The 15,576-nt window shown below is 58.2% G+C and carries 13 protein-coding genes; 5 read left to right on the forward strand and 8 right to left on the reverse strand.

The window, feature by feature from the left end; genetic code table 11:
* Nucleotides 1-17 precede the first annotated feature (17 nt).
* Both ABV300_RS03020 and nrdR read right to left on the reverse strand, forming a co-directional pair.
* Nucleotides 18-2,762: a vitamin B12-dependent ribonucleotide reductase gene (locus ABV300_RS03020; protein WP_353715054.1), complete on the reverse strand. Its 2,745-nt coding sequence runs from the start codon at nt 2,760-2,762 to the stop codon at nt 18-20.
* Nucleotides 2,763-2,839: 77 nt separating this feature from the next.
* Entirely contained in the window at nt 2,840-3,391 is a 552-nt protein-coding gene (gene nrdR / locus ABV300_RS03025; protein ID WP_353715055.1) for a transcriptional regulator NrdR, read from the reverse strand.
* A 461-nt stretch (nt 3,392-3,852) separates the two neighbouring features.
* On the opposite strand from nrdR, the gene pheS reads away from it, so the two are divergent.
* Entirely contained in the window at nt 3,853-4,893 is a 1,041-nt protein-coding gene (pheS, locus tag ABV300_RS03030; protein WP_353715056.1) for a phenylalanine--tRNA ligase subunit alpha, read from the forward strand.
* A complete protein-coding gene (gene pheT, locus ABV300_RS03035) occupies nt 4,893-7,352 on the forward strand; it encodes a phenylalanine--tRNA ligase subunit beta (RefSeq protein ID WP_353715057.1) in 2,460 nt (819 codons plus the stop codon). Before pheS ends, pheT begins: the two co-directional genes overlap by 1 nt.
* 112 nt (nt 7,353-7,464) lie before the next feature.
* Here pheT and proC read toward each other — a convergent pair whose 3' ends face one another.
* The 4 genes from proC to ABV300_RS03055 form a co-directional block, all read right to left on the reverse strand.
* Nucleotides 7,465-8,265 carry a pyrroline-5-carboxylate reductase gene (proC, locus tag ABV300_RS03040; RefSeq protein ID WP_353715058.1) on the reverse strand — a complete coding sequence of 267 codons (801 nt, stop codon included), beginning with the start codon at nt 8,263-8,265 and terminating at the stop codon, nt 7,465-7,467.
* Between the two features lie 70 nt (nt 8,266-8,335).
* Complete coding sequence (leuS, locus tag ABV300_RS03045; RefSeq protein ID WP_353715059.1) at nt 8,336-10,780, reverse strand: leucine--tRNA ligase; 2,445 nt, start codon at nt 10,778-10,780, stop codon at nt 8,336-8,338.
* 103 nt (nt 10,781-10,883) lie between these two features.
* The gene (locus tag ABV300_RS03050) at nt 10,884-11,414 is read right to left on the reverse strand and encodes a hemerythrin domain-containing protein (RefSeq protein WP_353715060.1); all 531 of its coding nucleotides are present in this window, start codon (nt 11,412-11,414) and stop codon (nt 10,884-10,886) included.
* 3 nt (nt 11,415-11,417) lie between these two features.
* Nucleotides 11,418-12,311 carry a YihY/virulence factor BrkB family protein gene (locus ABV300_RS03055; protein WP_353715061.1) on the reverse strand — a complete coding sequence of 298 codons (894 nt, stop codon included), beginning with the start codon at nt 12,309-12,311 and terminating at the stop codon, nt 11,418-11,420.
* 140 nt (nt 12,312-12,451) lie between these two features.
* Between ABV300_RS03055 and ABV300_RS03060 the strand changes: the two genes are divergently transcribed.
* The 3 genes from ABV300_RS03060 to ABV300_RS03070 are packed head-to-tail and all read left to right on the forward strand — an operon-like array spanning nt 12,452 to nt 14,264.
* Nucleotides 12,452-13,795: an FAD-dependent oxidoreductase gene (locus tag ABV300_RS03060; protein WP_353715062.1), complete on the forward strand. Its 1,344-nt coding sequence runs from the start codon at nt 12,452-12,454 to the stop codon at nt 13,793-13,795.
* Between the two features lie 33 nt (nt 13,796-13,828).
* Nucleotides 13,829-14,083: a hypothetical protein gene (locus ABV300_RS03065; protein WP_353715063.1), complete on the forward strand. Its 255-nt coding sequence runs from the start codon at nt 13,829-13,831 to the stop codon at nt 14,081-14,083.
* A 4-nt stretch (nt 14,084-14,087) separates the two neighbouring features.
* Nucleotides 14,088-14,264 carry a hypothetical protein gene (locus ABV300_RS03070; protein ID WP_353715064.1) on the forward strand — a complete coding sequence of 59 codons (177 nt, stop codon included), beginning with the start codon at nt 14,088-14,090 and terminating at the stop codon, nt 14,262-14,264.
* Between the two features lie 24 nt (nt 14,265-14,288).
* Here ABV300_RS03070 and ABV300_RS03075 read toward each other — a convergent pair whose 3' ends face one another.
* Both ABV300_RS03075 and ABV300_RS03080 read right to left on the reverse strand, forming a co-directional pair.
* Nucleotides 14,289-14,570 carry a YtxH domain-containing protein gene (locus ABV300_RS03075; RefSeq protein ID WP_353715065.1) on the reverse strand — a complete coding sequence of 94 codons (282 nt, stop codon included), beginning with the start codon at nt 14,568-14,570 and terminating at the stop codon, nt 14,289-14,291.
* 170 nt (nt 14,571-14,740) lie between these two features.
* The gene (locus ABV300_RS03080) at nt 14,741-15,502 is read right to left on the reverse strand and encodes a MerR family transcriptional regulator (RefSeq protein ID WP_353715066.1); all 762 of its coding nucleotides are present in this window, start codon (nt 15,500-15,502) and stop codon (nt 14,741-14,743) included.
* Between the last annotated feature and the right edge of the window lie 74 nt (nt 15,503-15,576).

Consider the following 15,576-nt stretch of genomic DNA (forward strand, 5'->3'; position numbering starts at 1 on the left):
TTCGCTACACCATCGCCCTAGCACTTCGTAAACCCGCAGCCGGGGCAGATGAAACACCCCTCCTGGTAGACCAGGATACTGCCGCATTCCACGCACTGGCCGGCCACGTTCTTCACGATGCCGAAGTCCTTGATGACTTTCTTTTCCCCGTGGCCGTTGCCGTTCCCGTTGCCGTTGGCCTCCGCCTTGCCCTCGAGTTTGACTGAGAGTCCGCTGTTGATGTAGTTCTCCAGCACCGTGGCAATGGCGTCGGCGCAGGACAGCACGCTCTTGCCGTTGTCCCAGGCTATTGACGGGCAGCGGATGCCCTTGAGCTGCTTGGCCACGTCGTCAATCGGCACGCCGGAGCGGAGCGCCAGGGACGCCAGGCGGCAGGTGGACTCCAGCTGCGCCGTCGCGCAGCCTCCCGCCTTGCCCAGGTGGGAAAAGACCTCGCAGATGCCGGTGGAATCGGTGTTGATGGTAATGTACATGTTGCCGCAGCCGGTCTTGACCTTCTCGGTGAAGCCGGTGGTGACTTTGGCGCGCTCGCGGGGGCCCATCGGCTTGGCCGGGGCGGCCGGCACGGCGGCTTCGGGCTTAACCTCGGCTTTGCCGGTGGACATCGGCTGGTCGGCTTTGCAGCCGTCGCGGTAAATGGTTATGCCTTTAAGCCCTTCGTCGAAGGCCATCAGGTATACTTTGTCCACGTCGGCCACGGTGGCGGCGGCCGGGAAGTTCACCGTTTTGGAAACCGCGTTGTCGGTGTACTTCTGGAACACCGCCTGCATCCTGACGTGGCCTTCCGGGGTGATGTTGTGCGCCGTGACGAAGAGCTTCTTCGCCGCCTCGGGCACTTCTTTGAAGTCCTCCAGGTGTGCGCCGGAGGCCAGTTTCTCCATCATCTCCTTGCTGAAGAAGCCGCCCTCGACGGAGGCGCGCTCGAAGTAGGGGTTGACCTCCACCATCTTCGTCCCGTCCATGATGTTGCGGGTGAAGCACAGGGCGAAATGCGGCTCGATGCCGGAAGAGCAGCCGGCGATGATGGACAGCGTCCCCGTCGGGGCGATGGTGGTGCAGGAGGCGTTGCGCATCTTGACCCGACCGTCGTAGACGGACTTTTCATAGGCCGGGAAGGTCCCTCGGCTCGCTGCCAGCTCCTCCGATGCCTTGTGGGACTCCGCCTGGATGAAGCCCATGACCGATTCGGCGGCCTCGAGCGCCTCCGGCGAATCGTAGGCGATGCCGAGGTCTATCAGCATGTCGGCGAAGCCCATGACCCCCAGGCCGATCTTGCGCGTCTGGCGCGTCCGCTCGGCGATCTGCGGCAGCGGAAACTTGTTGACGTCAATGACGTCGTCCAGGAAGCGGACGGCGGTGCGCACGGTGTAGCCCAGCCGGTCGTAGTCTATGGATTTCCTGCCGTTGCCTTTGGTCATCTTCGACAGGTTGATCGAGCCCAGGTTGCAGGACTCGTAGGGCAAAAGCGGCTGCTCGCCGCAGGGGTTGGTGGACTCGATCTTACCGAGGTGCGGCGTCGGGTTGCCGGCGTTGATGCGGTCGATGAACACCACGCCCGGGTCGCCGGTTTTCCAGGCCAGGTTGACGATCTGGTCGAAGATGTCGCGGGCTTTTTTCTTCTCGACGACTTCTTTGTTGTGGGGATTGATCAGACTGTACTCGCCGTTGGCCCGGACGGCCTCCATGAAGGCGTCGGTTACCGCCACCGACAGGTTGAAGTTGGTCAGCACGCCGGCGGTCTGTTTGGCCTTGATGAAGCGCTCGATATCCGGGTGGTCCACGGAAAGGATGGCCATGTTGGCCCCTCTGCGGGTGCCGCCCTGCTTGATGACGTCGGTGGCCACGTCGAAGGCGCGCATGAAGGACACCGGGCCGGAGGCTACGCCGCCGGTGGAGCCGACGCGGTCTTTCTCCGGCCGGAGGCGCGAGAAAGAGAAGCCGGTGCCGCCGCCGGACTTGTGGATCATGGCGGTGTGCTTCACGGCGTCGAAAATGCTCTCGATGGCGTCCTCGATGGGCAGGACGAAGCAGGCGGACAGCTGCCCCAGCTCGCGCCCGGCGTTCATCAGGGTGGGGGAGTTGGGCAGGAATTCCAGCCGCGCCATCAGGCCGTAAAATTCATCCTCCACGGCGCGGATATTGATTTTCGGGTTGTAAGCCAGCTCGGCGGCGGCGACAGTCCGGGCGACGCGCCGCAGCATATCCTCCGCCTTCTCGATAGGATTCCCGGCCTTGTCTTTTTTCAGATAGCGCTTCTCCAGCACCGCCAGCGCGTTGGCCGAAAGCTCGACTCTCTCCGGAATGATGTTTCGGATTTCGGTTTTCGGTTTTCGTGCTTCGGATTTCGTATTTCGGGTGGCGGCTGGCATGTTCTTCTCCTGTTTTGATGTTTTAGTCGCGGCGACGGCAGTTGGCGGTACCGGGGGCAGCGGCGGCTTGGGCGCCTCGATAACATCCGTTCGTCCTGAGCTTGTCGAAGGATGAACGGCAGGGTTTGCCGGCTTTACGCCCTCGACGGCGTCCTTGACCAGGTTCTCGATCTCGTCCTCGGTCACCGCTATAGACACCCTGGCCTGCTGCGCGACGAAAGCCTCCATGCCGGGCAGGGCGGCGGCGGGTTTTTCGAGCCGCTCGATGATCCGGGCGGTAATCTGCTCGATGCGGGCGCGGTCGGCGATGCCCATGGCCGAAGCCTGGTTGAAGATTAAGCTGGCGATGCGGTTTTTATCCACGATTGGTTTGCCCGATGGCTGCGGCGTCATAAGCTGTCCTTTACGTTAATGTCTTTGCAAGGACTCGCCCGCACGGCGAGTCCTTGGCAATCTGATTCGGCCTGTCATCATTTGCCCTGCCCTTTGGCTGACAGCGACAGATGCCGCCCGCCGCGCCCCTGGCCGACGCCGTCCTCTTCGGGCAGCAGCGGCAGCTGGGAGCGGGGCGCCGGATCGCGGTCAATCAGCCGGTCCACCATCTCCTTGAACTCGGTGACATCGGTGAACTTGCGGTACACCGAGGCGAAGCGGATATAGGCGATATTGTCCGCAACCTTCAACTTCTCCATCACCTTGTCGCCGACAAGCGTCGTCGGTATCTCCGCGCGGCCGGTCTCGATCAGCTCGGCCTCGATCTCGTCGGCGATACGGTCAACCGTGCCTGCCGGCAGGGGGCGCTTCTCGCAAGCCTTGTGCAGGCCGCCCAGCAGCTTCTCCTTGCTCCACTCCTCGCGGCGGCCGTCGCGCTTGAGGACGAACAGGGCGGCCGGCTGGATGCGTTCGTAGGTGGTGAAGCGGAAACCGCAGCCCAGGCACTCGCGGCGGCGGCGGATGCCGTCCTCCACTTCGCGTGAGTCAACCACTTTAAGTTCCGGGTTTTTGCAGTTGGGGCAGTTCATCGGCGCTTTCCGCGGGGCTGTCTTTTGTTCTAAAAACCACAACCTGTTGTGGTCGCCGGTATAAAGTACCACTAGCTGTTGGGTAAGTCAATAGGTAAAAAGTATTTTTTTTGGGAAATGCGCCGTGCCCCTCCCGGAAAAAATTTACCCCTAAAAACGACAAAACCCGCTTGACAGCTTGAAGGAACTGGTGTGCTATAATCCGGCTCCCCAGTAATACATGAGAGGATTACCCAGCTTGGAAAACACCGCTGCGGCACATATTCGTTCTTTATTTCATCGATTTCCGCCTGCCGCGTTCAGCCTGGAAAAAGCCAAACGCGGGAAAGCGGTATCGTTTCCATCGATATATAATATTTTCCTTGAAACTAAAAACTATTCACCGCCGGCGCCCGGAGCGCCGTGCTATTTGACCAATCGCGGCGCAAGTGGTTATAATCCAACTCTTGTAAGTAGCTCGAATGACTGAAAATATCTCCCTCGATAATTTAAAGCACAGCGCCCTCGCTGAGCTGGCCGCGGTCTCCACCGCCGAAGCGCTGGAAGCCTGGCGCGTCGCCTGGCTGGGCAAGAAGAGCCAGTTGAATACCGTCCTGCGCGGCCTGGCCGCCCTGCCGGTGGAAGAACGAAAAAGCCTGGGCGCGGCGGCCAATGTCGTCCGCCAGAACCTCGAGTCAGCCTTGACCGCCCGTGAACAGGATTTTTCAGACCGGCTGTTGGAATCGGCGCCGGGCATAGACATCACCCTGCCCGGACGGCCGTGGCTTTCCGGCCGGCTGCACCCGGTGACCCGGGTGGTCAACGAGATCACCGATATCTTTTCCTCGCTTGGCTTTTCCGTCGTCGAAGGCCCGGAAGTCGAATATGACCGCTACAACTTCGACGCGCTGAATATCCCCAAGGAACATCCGGCCCGTGACACTATGCAGACCTTCTGGGTCGACGACGTGGATGAAAAAGGCGAGCGGCGCGTGCTGCTGCGGACCCACACCTCGCCGATGCAGGTGCGTTTCATGGAAAAATACAAAGAGCCGCCGATTCGCATCGTGGTGCCGGGACGTGTCTACCGTTATGAAGCCACCGACGCTTCCCATCTGCCGATGTTCCACCAGGTCGAAGGATTGATGGTTGACCGCAACGTGTCGCTGGCCCAGCTGAAAGGGACGCTTTTTGAGTTCGCCCGGCGCTTTTTCGGCCCGGAGCGGCGGGTTCGTTTCCGCTGCGACTTCTTCCCCTTCGTCGAACCCGGCGTCGAAATGGCGGTGGAATGCGCTTCCTGCAAGGGCGCCGGCTGCCGCGTCTGCGGCAATTCCGGTTGGCTGGAGATTCTGGGCGCGGGCATGGTGCATCCCAAAGTGCTTGAAGGGGTGGGGATAGATTCCACTATTTATTCCGGTTTCGCTTTTGGCATGGGTGTTGAGAGGCTGCCGATGCTGCGCTACGGCGTTGATGACATCCGCCTGTTCTATTCTTCAGATTTGCGCTTCTTGAGGCAGTTTTAATGAAGGCCCCGATTTCCTGGCTTAAAGAACACACGGATATCGCTATTTCCCCTGAGGAACTGGCGGAGAAGCTGACGCTGGCCGGCAATGAAGTCTCCGGCATCTCATCTACCACGCCTGCCTGGACGGGTGTACTGACCGCCGAGGTGGTAGCCGTGGAGGCTCATCCCAACGCCGACCGGCTGAGACTGGTCACCGTCAGCACCGGGACCTCGGAACAGCCGAAGGTGGTGTGCGGGGCGCCCAATGTTGCCGTCGGCCAGAAGGTGGCTTTCGCCGCTGCCGGCGCCAAACTCATTGACGGTCACACCGGCAAGGAGATGGAACTCAAACCCGCCGTAATCCGCGGCGTTGAATCCCGGGGCATGGTGCTTTCCGAGCGTGAACTGGGATTGTCGGACAACCATGAAGGTATTCTGGTTCTGCCGGAAAACACGCCCGTCGGCGCGCCGCTGGCCGATGTTCTCGGTGATAAGGTCCTGGAAGTTGATGTCACCCCGAACCGCGTTGATTGCCTCTCGATCATCGGCCTGGCCCGGGAAGCCGCCGCCGTCATCGGTTTTGAGAAAATCAAGTTAACTGAACCGTTCGGCATCAAGATGCCGGACCTGAACTATGAAGAAAAAGGCTCGCCGCTCGCCGATGAGCTTTCGGTTGAAATAGCCGATGCCGAATTGTGCCCGCGTTACACCGCGAGCGTTGTAAAAGGAATTAAAATCGGCGAATCGCCGGACTGGCTGAAAAAGCGGCTGACGGCAGTCGGAATGCGGCCGATAAACAATATCGTTGATATCACCAACTACGTCATGCTGGAGTACGGCCAGCCGCTGCATGCCTTCGACCTCTCGAAGATTGCCGGCGGCAAGATCATAGTCCGCCGCGCCGCAGAAGGAGAGAAATTTTTCACCTTGGACGGCGAGGAACGGCAGCTTACCGCCGATACACTGATGATCGCCGATGCTGAAAAAGCCGTGGCTATCGGCGGCGTCATGGGCGGCGCCAACTCCGAGGTATCAGAAACCACCGCCGACGTGGTTATCGAATCTGCCAATTTCAATCCGGTCAGCATCCATCATACGTCTCATCGCCTGAAGCTGATCTCCGAGGCCTCGATTCGCTTCGAACGCAACATTAACCGCGAAGTGCCGATACACGCACTAAAACGGGCGACTCAATTAATACTGCAGCTCTGCGGCGGGCAGGCTATGACCGGGATTATTGATGTCTTCCCGGGGAAGAAGCTCCGTGCCGGAATTCAGGTATCACCCACTCGTTTCAGCACCATTCTCGGCTCCGATATGACCTACGACAGAATACTCAAGGCCTTGAAAGCTCTGGGAATCGAATGGTACTGGGAGACGACTGACGAGACCGATTACAGCGGTTCCGAAACCCAATTCCTGCGGGTTTATCCCCCGTGGTGGCGCACTGACCTGTCAATCCAGGAAGATATCATTGAGGAAGTCGCCCGGATCATCGGTTATGACCAGCTTCCCGCTTCTCCGCTGTCCGGCGAGATTCCCAAACGGGTCGGCCCGCCGATTATGGCCTTTAAGAAGCTGTTCCGCATGGCGCTGGTCGGTTTCGGCTTTCAGGAAACGCTGTCCCTGTCACTGTCCAGCCTCGACGCTCTTAAGCGCACAGTGTCGGACGGCAGGCTCGCCTCGGAGCCGGTGATGTTACTCAATCCCATGTCTTCGGAGCAAGAATGCCTTCGCACCAACCTGAGAGCGCCGCTGCTGGCCGCCGTGGCTGCCAACCGCCGTTATGAAGAGGGCGGCCTTCGGCTGTTCGAGGTGGGCAGGGCTTATCACGCCCGGAAAGGCACGCTGCCGAACGAACCGGAGATGGTCTGCGGCATTATCGCCGGCGAGGCTGAACCCAGCGGCTGGCAGCAGTCCAAAAGACCCTTCGACTTCTACGACGCTAAAGGTGTTTTGGAAACTATTTTCAGCCGCATGAACCTGGCCTACACTATCGAGCCGGGGAGCGACAGCGGGCTGCGGCCCGGTCACCAAGCCCAGCTCTCCATCGGCGGTGTGAATTTCGGCGTCTTCGGCGAAGTGCACCCCAGGGTAGCCAAGAATTTCGGCGTAGAAGAGAAGGCCTTTCTCTTCGAGATCAACCTGTCGGCGCTGATGCCCAAGGTGCGGCCCGGCCGCGCCTACCAGCCACTGCCCAGATATCCGGCGGTGGTCCGGGATATCGCCCTGGTGCTCGATAGCTCGGTTACTCACCAGAGGGTAAGTGAGGTTCTGTCGGCTTTCCCGCTACTTAAAGAGGTCAGCCTGTTCGACGTTTACAGCGGCAAACAGGTTTCAGAGGGCAAGAAGTCGCTGGCCTACCGCCTGACATTCCAGTCGCCGACGGCCACCCTGACCGACGCAGAAGTGGACAGGGTCATGGCCGACATCGTCTCGGCTCTGATGAGCCAGCTGGGGGCGACACTGCGGGCTTAGGCCACCGAAAATCGATATTCGAGAGTGAAACCGGGGCGCGCCGCGTACGCCCCGGTTTTTTATAGATGGGAAAACAGGGTTAGCTATAAAACGCTGTCTCTTGCTTAGGGGCTTATGAGCCCAGTTCCCGCGCCCGGCGTAAGGCGGCTTCGACGGACGTGTTCACTAACTCTTTAAATCCGCCGGTCTCAAAGACCTTAAGCGCCTCGGCGGTAGTGCCGCCGGGGGAGGTGACCATCTTCCGGAGTTCGGCCAGATCTTTACCGGACTGCCGGGCGAATTCTGCGGAGCCGACGGCGGTTTGGAGTGTGAGTTGGCGGGCTGTTTCTGGTGTGAATCCCATCTTGACGCCGGCTTCGATGAGCGCCTCCATGAATAGGAAGAAGTAAGCCGGACCGCTGCCAGAGAGGGCGGTGGCTTTATCCATGTCGCCCTCGTCGAGGGTGAAAAGTTCCTCGCCCATGGCTGATAGGATTCGGCGGGCGGTATCTTTTTGACTATCGGTCACCGCGTCGGTCGCTGTCCAAACGCTCATCCCCTTATTGACCATGGCCGGGGTGTTGGGCATGACGCGGACAACCGACTGGTGTTTTAACCCTTCGACAAGAATTTTGGCGGTCTTGCCGGCGATGATCGAAACTACCAGTTGGCGTGGTTCTAAACGCCCGGATAGGTCAGCGGCGACCTCCGTCAGGTTTTGGGGCTTGACAGCCAGGATGATGACGTCGGCGTTGCGGACGGCTTCGACGTTTGAGGCCGTAGCCCTGACCCCAAGTTCAAGGATGAGCGCTCGCCGGGACTCTTCGCGGACATCAGCCACGATCATCTCGTCCGGTAGAGCGAGTTCCTTGCCGATGATGGCGGAGATCATCGCGCGGCCCATGTTGCCGCCGCCGATAAAAGCGATTTTCATAAAAACCCTCTCTTTTTTCCTCTCCCACTCGGGGAGAGGAAAGACGGGGCGGGCGAGTTGTGGGTCGCCCCTATATGACGACGATATTTACCAACTTGCCGGGGACATAGACAACGGTCTTGACCGTCTTGCTGGCGGTAAATTCCTTGACCCGTTCGTTCGACAGCGCCAGGTCGGTGGCCTGGCATTCCGTGATGCTGGCCGGAACCTGGAAGCGCGCTCTCACTTTGCCGTTGATCTGTACCACCAGCGTAATCTCCGGCTCCGCTGTCAACGCTTCATCCCATATCGGGAACGATTGGTTATGGACGCTATAAGGATTACCCATCAGCTGCCACAACTCCTCAGCGAGATGCGGGGCGGTAGGAGCGAGCAACAGCACCAGGCATTCAACTGCCCTGGTCCAGACTTCCGCCGAGACCTTCCCTGATTCCTTGACCGGAGCCATGTAGTTGGTGAATTCCATGAGGGCGGCCAGCATGGTGTTGAACTGGAGTTTGTCCAGATCAAGATTGACCTTGCGGATGACCTGATGGGTCTTGCGGACGAGATCGGCTTCAGCGGCGTTGTCGATGTCGCCGGGGGCGTATTCCTCAAGAGCTAATTTCCAAACGCGGTTGAACCATCGGGACATACCTCCGATGCCGGAATCGTTCCAATCGCCGCCCAGTTCCCATGGACCGACGAACATCAGGTAGGCGCGGACGGTGTCGGCGCCCAATTCGCCGACATATTTATCGGGGTTCACCACATTGCCCTTGCTCTTGGACATTTTCTGGTGCTGGCTGGTGATGACCCCCTGGTTGAAAAGGCGCTTGAAAGGTTCGCCGAACGGTAGTCTGCCCATGTCACGCAAAGCCATGGTGAAAAAGCGGGAATAGAAGAGGTGCATTACGGCGTGGTCGGCGCCGCCGGTGTAGATGTCCACCGGCATCCAGTATTTGGTCTTCTCCGGGTCGAAGGCTTGCGCGGCGTCACGAGGCGAGCAGTAACGCAGGAAGTACCACGAGGAGCACATGAAGGTGTCCATGGTATCGGTTTCCCGGCGCGCCGGACCGCCGCACTTCGGGCACGTGGTGTTGACGAAACTCTCGACATATTTAAGCGGCGACTCGCCGGTGGGTTTGAACTCGGCGTCCTCAGGCAGCAGTACCGGCAGGTCCTTTTCCGGCACCGGCACGATGCCGCACCTGTCGCAGTGGATGATGGGGATAGGGGCGCCCCAGTAGCGCTGGCGAGAGATGAGCCAGTCCCGCAGTTTGTAACTGACGGCGCGTTTGCCAAAATTCTGAGACTCCATCCAATCGATGATACCGCCGAAAGCCTCGGTATTGGGTTTACCGTTGAACTGCGCCGAGTTGCGCATAAGGCCTTCGCCGATATATGCGGCTTCTATGGGTCCGCCCTCGTAGCCGGGCGGAGAGATAACTACACGCACCGGAAGCTTGTATTTTTGGGCGAAGGAGAAATCGCGTTCGTCATGGGCGGGCACAGCCATAACAGCGCCGGTGCCGTAGCTCCAGATAACATAATCCGCGATCCAGACCGGCACCGGCTCGCCGTTCAGCTGGTTAATCACATTGGCTCCGGTGAAGACGCCGTCTTTTTCCCGTTCGGTGGACAGCCGGTCGATTTCGGTCAGGCGCCTGGCTTTGTCGACATAAGCCTCGACGGCGGCTTTGTGCGCCGGCGAGGTGATTTTTTCGACCAGGGGGTGTTCGGGAGCCAATACCATGAAGGTCACGCCGTAAACAGTGTCTGGCCGGGTGGTAAAGACCCTGATCTTCTTCTCCCCGACGCCGGGGATTTCCAGTTTGAAATCGATCTCGGCGCCTTCGGACCGTCCCACCCAGTTGCGCTGCATGATCTTGATGCGCTCCGGCCAATCCAGGCCATCATGCTGCATCAGTTCATCGGCGTATTTGGTTATCCTGAAAAACCACTGAACCAGGTCCTTACGGACGACCTGGGTGTCGCACCGCCAGCACTCGCCGCCTCCGATGACCTGCTCATTGGCGAGAACCGCCTGACATGACGGGCACCAGTTGACCGGCGCCTTGGCCCGGTAAGCAAGGCCAGCCTCATATAACTTCAGAAAGAACCATTCGGTCCACTTGTAATAATCAGGTCTTGAGGTGACCACCTCGCGATCCCAGTCGTAACAGCAACCCATGGTCCTGAGTTGCCGGCGCATGTTCTCGATGTTCTTTTCTGTCCACGTGTGGGGGTGGATGCCGCGCTTGATGGCGGCATTCTCCGCTGGAAATCCGAAGGCGTCGAAACCCATCGGGTGCAACACGTTAAAGCCTTGCATCCGTTTGTACCGGGCGTAGACATCCGACGGAGCCATGGCGTACCAGTGGCCGATATGAAGGTCTCCTGACGTATAGGGGAACATGGTCAGGGCGTACCACTTGGATTTAGGCGACTCGTCCAGGACATGGTAGAGTTTGTCGGCGGCCCAGCGGTCCTGCCATTTTTTTTCAATTGCCTGTGGGTCGTACCTGTCAATCATCGGATCTTTTTCTCCGCCGGGTGATAATCCCGTAATCTTATCCTCATCACCGATGACTCTTCAAGTCGGTGAAGCTGTGGCATTTTCCACCGCCAAGTAAATCTTAACGGGTTCCGGCTTCCAGGCTCTCGACAATTTTGAGGTAGCGTTCTTGGAGGACTCGGCCTTCATATTCGGCATAGTCTCGCAGCATCTTTTCTTGTTCCGCCGGAGAAAAGTAGTCCAGACAGGGATAGAAAAAGCGGTTGTCCTCTTTATCGATGTGGTTTTTATAGAAAACGGCTATCTCGGCGATGATGCCGGCAAGTTTTTCCCGGCAAGCGACATCGCCGGGAATCAATTCAGTCCGGGCTTGGTCCAATCGCTTAACCAGATTTCGGCCGGCCACATGCTCTTCGACGAGTTCATCGAGCATACGCCGGTGTGCAGCGGAAAGCGTTTTGGCTTTTAAATCCCGGAACAGGATATCCTCCTCCTTACCGTGATGGATTTGATCCACAAACGTCTTCATGAAATCGACTGCGGTTGTCAGGAAGGCAGGATCAGGCTCGGTTAAGGCAATTCTACGTTCCATCACTCGGATCATGCGTTCGATCAGTCGGTGTTCTCTCATCAGCGGTCCAATTGGTTTCAACTGTCAGCCTCCTTGGGTTTTTCTTGAAGTGTTTCCGGTGGCGCTCTGTCGGTGCAATTCCGAATTGATCTCGGCGCCTAAGATTAGGATTATCGAAGAAATATAGATCCAGAGCAATAAAACGATGACCGAACCCAGAGGCCCGTACACCGTGGTGTAATCCGCGAAATTGGTCAGATAGTAGATGAATCCCCAGGCGCCCGCTTGAAATAACGCCGCCGAAACCAGAGCCCCCGGCCATATCCCCCGCCACCTGGTTGGTGTATTGGGTATGAACTTGTTGACGATCAGGAATACTGAAAGAACGAGCAGGAAGCCTAACAGACGGCTGCCCAGGGCTGCCATATTACTAATGGCCGGCTGGCCATCGGCATTCGGCCAACTGACAGCGGCCGACGCTGCCATGGACAGGAGAAACAGGATGCCGGTGGTTAGAACCAGGGCCAGGTCATGCGCCTTGCCGGGTATAAAGCGGCGGTCCCGGCTGATGCCCCAGGCCCGGTTGACGGCACGGCGGACGGCGGCGAACATGTTGCTCGCGCTCCACAGCAGAGCGGCGGTGCCGGCAATACCGCCGATTCCCCGCAACTCAATGACGGTATCCAGAATATCTTCTATGAAATCGGCGGATCCGGGCAGCGTCCTGATCAGGGCGTCTGATACCGCTTGACGGACTTCGGCGTCGGGCAAAAAGAATCCGAGTAAAGCAATGCCGCCAAGCATTAGCGGGAATAGAGAAAAGAAGGCATGGTAGGCTACGGCGGCGGCTCGATCCGTGGCGTCATCGGCGGACCAGTCCGCGGCCAGGTGTTTCAGAAAGCAGTAAAAGGGATATTGTTCCGCCCAGGCCCGGAGCGCTGCAATCTTTTTCTTGATCCCGGTTTGTGATTCTCCCACGCACTGATTATAAAGCCTGAACGGCAGGCGGCGGAAATCGCCCGGTTGCCCGGTGGAATTTTAGACGCAATCCGCTGTTTTCCTCGAGTTGGGGGTGATCGGTTATTGACGCCGAACCGATCCACTCGTACAATCGGCGTATGAGTAAATACGATGTCATCATCATTGGCGGCGGGCCGGCCGGGCTCTTCGCCGCGCTCGAACTGGCACGAAACAGCACCCTGAATGTCCTGCTCTTGGAAAAAGGCAAGGACATCGATGAGCGCAGCAATATCGTCTCCGGGCTCGGCGGCGCCGGCGCTTTCTCCGACGGCAAGCTGACTCTATCGTCGAAGGCCGGCGGTCACCTTGCTGACTATGTCGGCGAAGCGGCGGCGGAGAAGCTCATCGAGCAAGTTGACAGGATATGGCTGGATTTCGGCGCGCCGGACAAGGTTTACGGCTTGGGCGAGGCAGTGGCCGGCCTCGAACGGCGGGCATCGCTGGCCGGTCTTCGATTGGTTCCCCTTCCGGTGCGCCATCTGGGCACCGAACGGTGCCCGGCCGTCCTGCGCGGTATCCGAAACCGGCTGAAAGAGCGTATCGAGATACGCACCTCAACCGCAGCCAAGAACATTGTCGTGAGAGACGGGGAAATCACCGGCGTCGAGACATCGGACGGCGAGATAATCAAGGCCAGAAACGTCGTCGCCGCGCCGGGGCGCGAGGGCGCCGACTGGCTGATGAAACAGGCGAGGAGCCTCGGGCTGTCGCTGGCCACCAATCCAGTGGATGTCGGTGTCAGGGTCGAACTGCCCAACGCGGTCATGGACGAACTGACGAGCGTTCTGTATGAGGCCAAGCTGGAATACCTGTCTAAAAGCTTCGACGACCGCATCCGCACCTTCTGCATGTGCCCGCAGGGGACGGTGGTGCGGGAAACCACCGGCGGCGAGGACCCGGTGACCACGGTCAACGGCCAGTCCTTCGCTTCCCATGACAGCCCCAACACCAACTTCGCCCTGCTGGTCTCCACCCAGTTCACCGAACCGTTCAAGGAGCCCATCGCTTACGGCAAGTACATTGCCCGGCTGGCCAACATCTTAAGCGGCGGCGTGCTGGTGCAGCGCTTGGGTGATTTATGGAAAGGCCGCCGCTCGACGCCTGAGCGCATCGACCGCGGCCTGGTGCGCCCCACCCTGGAGTCCGCCACGCCCGGCGACCTGTCGTTCGTCCTGCCATACCGCCATCTGACCGGGCTTTTAGAGATGCTGGAGGCGATGGACAAACTCTCTCCCGGCGTGGCTTCCGACCACACCCTGCTCTATGGTGTGGAAGTGAAGTTCTACTCGTCCCGGCCGAAGCTGACTGCTGGTTTTGAGACGGAACTGCCCGGGCTGTTCGCCATCGGCGACGGGGCGGGGGTGTCACGGGGACTGGTGCAGGCGAGCGCATGCGGGGTAGTGGCGGCGCGGCAGATATTGAAGAGAAGTGATAACCGATAAACTTCAAAATTGCCGCGTTCACTCGTGATGTAAATGACGGATTACACCAGGGACTGGATGCTGTTTTTAGCCGGAGCCATTGGTTTCGGGATCATTGTTGTGGTATTAGCAATCAGATCACCAGAATATCGGGCGTTAGGCATCGCTTTTTTCGCGCTTTTAGCGTTGTTTGGCCTGAGTATGGGGATTGGCGATGGATTTGGGCTGGGGAGTTGGATGTTCATATACCTCGGGGTATTGGGCATCGTCGCTCTCATATTTATAAAGCCGGTTAAAAAAGTGAAGTAGCGATATGGATAACGAAAAAGCCATCGAAACCCTGAAGAAAATGCTCGAAAAGCCATCGCTCGACGCGGAGGAGAAGGAAGCGGTGATGACGGCGCTGGGAGTGCTGGGATGGGTCAAATTAGCAAAATCACGAGTCCAGGCGGCTAAAGAGAAACGGGATCAGAGCCTTCAGTGGCCCTGACCACTGTAAAAACCGCTCGGTATTTTAACCTCCCAGGTTGTTCTCCGAGTACTTTTTAGCCGCGGCGCTGTCAATGGCTTCCTTGACGAACTCCTGGGTTTTATCCGCCATTTCTTCAACTTCGTCCTTGACATCTTCAAGACAGTCAAGACCGGTGTCCCACATGTCGTCAATTTTATTCTGGATCAGGCGCCGGGTTTTTTTACCGGGATAAGGAGCATAGAGAAGCGACACCACGGCGCCAACTGCCGCGCCGGTCAGCAAGCCCAGGGCAAACCCGCCAATAAAATTCCCTTGATTGCTCATCTGCTCACTCCTCAACCTGATTTTTTATCAAACCTCATCCCTACAGAATTATAGCGCTGAATCAAGGCTGTGAACAGGGTAATTTTACGAAACTTGTTTTGGGTGAGTTGGCGGCTGGATTTTGAGTGTATAGAGTAGAGGCGCAGGCGCGCCTCTACTCGTTGGTCTGTTTACTTTCTGCGGTCAGCGACATAAAACTCTATAGCGCTGGTCATGAATCCGGGCATCTCCGGGTGGAATTTCAGGTAGAAGGCGGCGAAGCGCGAGTCTTCTGAATACATCCGCCCCAGGCCGAGAATCATTTCGTCGGTATAGTGGTGGAAGTTCTCCATTAGCTGCCGCCAGCGGGCGATCTGTTCCTGGACTTCCTTGCTCTCCGGCCCCTTGCCCATACTGGCGACGATTTTCTGGTAGATCTCGCCGAATTCCGCCTGTACCGCGTCGAATTTCGCCTTACCCATGGCCACGACTCGGGCTTCGGACTCGGCGACGGTTTTTTCACCATATTTTTCGCGCGCTTCTTTACGCATGCTGTCGATTTCCTCGTCGGAAAAACCCTTGTAGTAGTCCTTGATTTCCATTTCTTTTTCTCCTTTTAGTCTTCTGATGGTCTTGTCCACCGTAACCAGTAACTCGCTGAGACGGTCCGACTTCTTCCGGAGCGCCTCGCGATGCGATTCCATGGCAGATAACAAGTCGAAGTCCGGCTTTTCCATGATGGTCTTGATATCGGACAACTCAAAACCCAATTCACGGAAGAACAGGATCTGCTGCAGCCTGAGGGCGGCGGAGTCATCGTAGCGGCGGTAGCCGGCCTCCGAATATGACTCAGGTTTGAGCAACCCGATTTTGTCATAAAACTGCAGGGTACGCGGGCTAACGCCGGACAATTTCGCCAGTTCACCGGTAGCATAGCTGCGCGCGACGGCCAAGACTGATCTCCTTTCCATTACTGCTATCGATCGACAAAAAGCAGTATAAACTATGACGATACGTAATAGTCAAG

The organism is Dehalogenimonas sp. 4OHTPN (assembly GCF_040448695.1).
GTDB lineage: Bacteria > Chloroflexota > Dehalococcoidia > Dehalococcoidales > Dehalococcoidaceae > Dehalogenimonas.

What these genes read in the sequence shown, in the direction of transcription:
- ABV300_RS03020 (WP_353715054.1), bottom strand. Translation starts at nt 2,762, where the DNA reads ATGACGCCGCAGCCATCGGGCAAACCAATCGTGGATAAAAACCGCATC.
- nrdR (WP_353715055.1), bottom strand. Translation starts at nt 3,391, where the DNA reads ATGAACTGCCCCAACTGCAAAAACCCGGAACTTAAAGTGGTTGACTCA.
- pheS (WP_353715056.1), top strand. Translation starts at nt 3,853, where the DNA reads ATGACTGAAAATATCTCCCTCGATAATTTAAAGCACAGCGCCCTCGCT.
- pheT (WP_353715057.1), top strand. Translation starts at nt 4,893, where the DNA reads ATGAAGGCCCCGATTTCCTGGCTTAAAGAACACACGGATATCGCTATT.
- proC (WP_353715058.1), bottom strand. Translation starts at nt 8,265, where the DNA reads ATGAAAATCGCTTTTATCGGCGGCGGCAACATGGGCCGCGCGATGATC.
- leuS (WP_353715059.1), bottom strand. Translation starts at nt 10,780, where the DNA reads ATGATTGACAGGTACGACCCACAGGCAATTGAAAAAAAATGGCAGGAC.
- ABV300_RS03060 (WP_353715062.1), top strand. Translation starts at nt 12,452, where the DNA reads ATGAGTAAATACGATGTCATCATCATTGGCGGCGGGCCGGCCGGGCTC.
- ABV300_RS03065 (WP_353715063.1), top strand. Translation starts at nt 13,829, where the DNA reads ATGACGGATTACACCAGGGACTGGATGCTGTTTTTAGCCGGAGCCATT.
- ABV300_RS03070 (WP_353715064.1), top strand. Translation starts at nt 14,088, where the DNA reads ATGGATAACGAAAAAGCCATCGAAACCCTGAAGAAAATGCTCGAAAAG.
- ABV300_RS03075 (WP_353715065.1), bottom strand. Translation starts at nt 14,570, where the DNA reads ATGAGCAATCAAGGGAATTTTATTGGCGGGTTTGCCCTGGGCTTGCTG.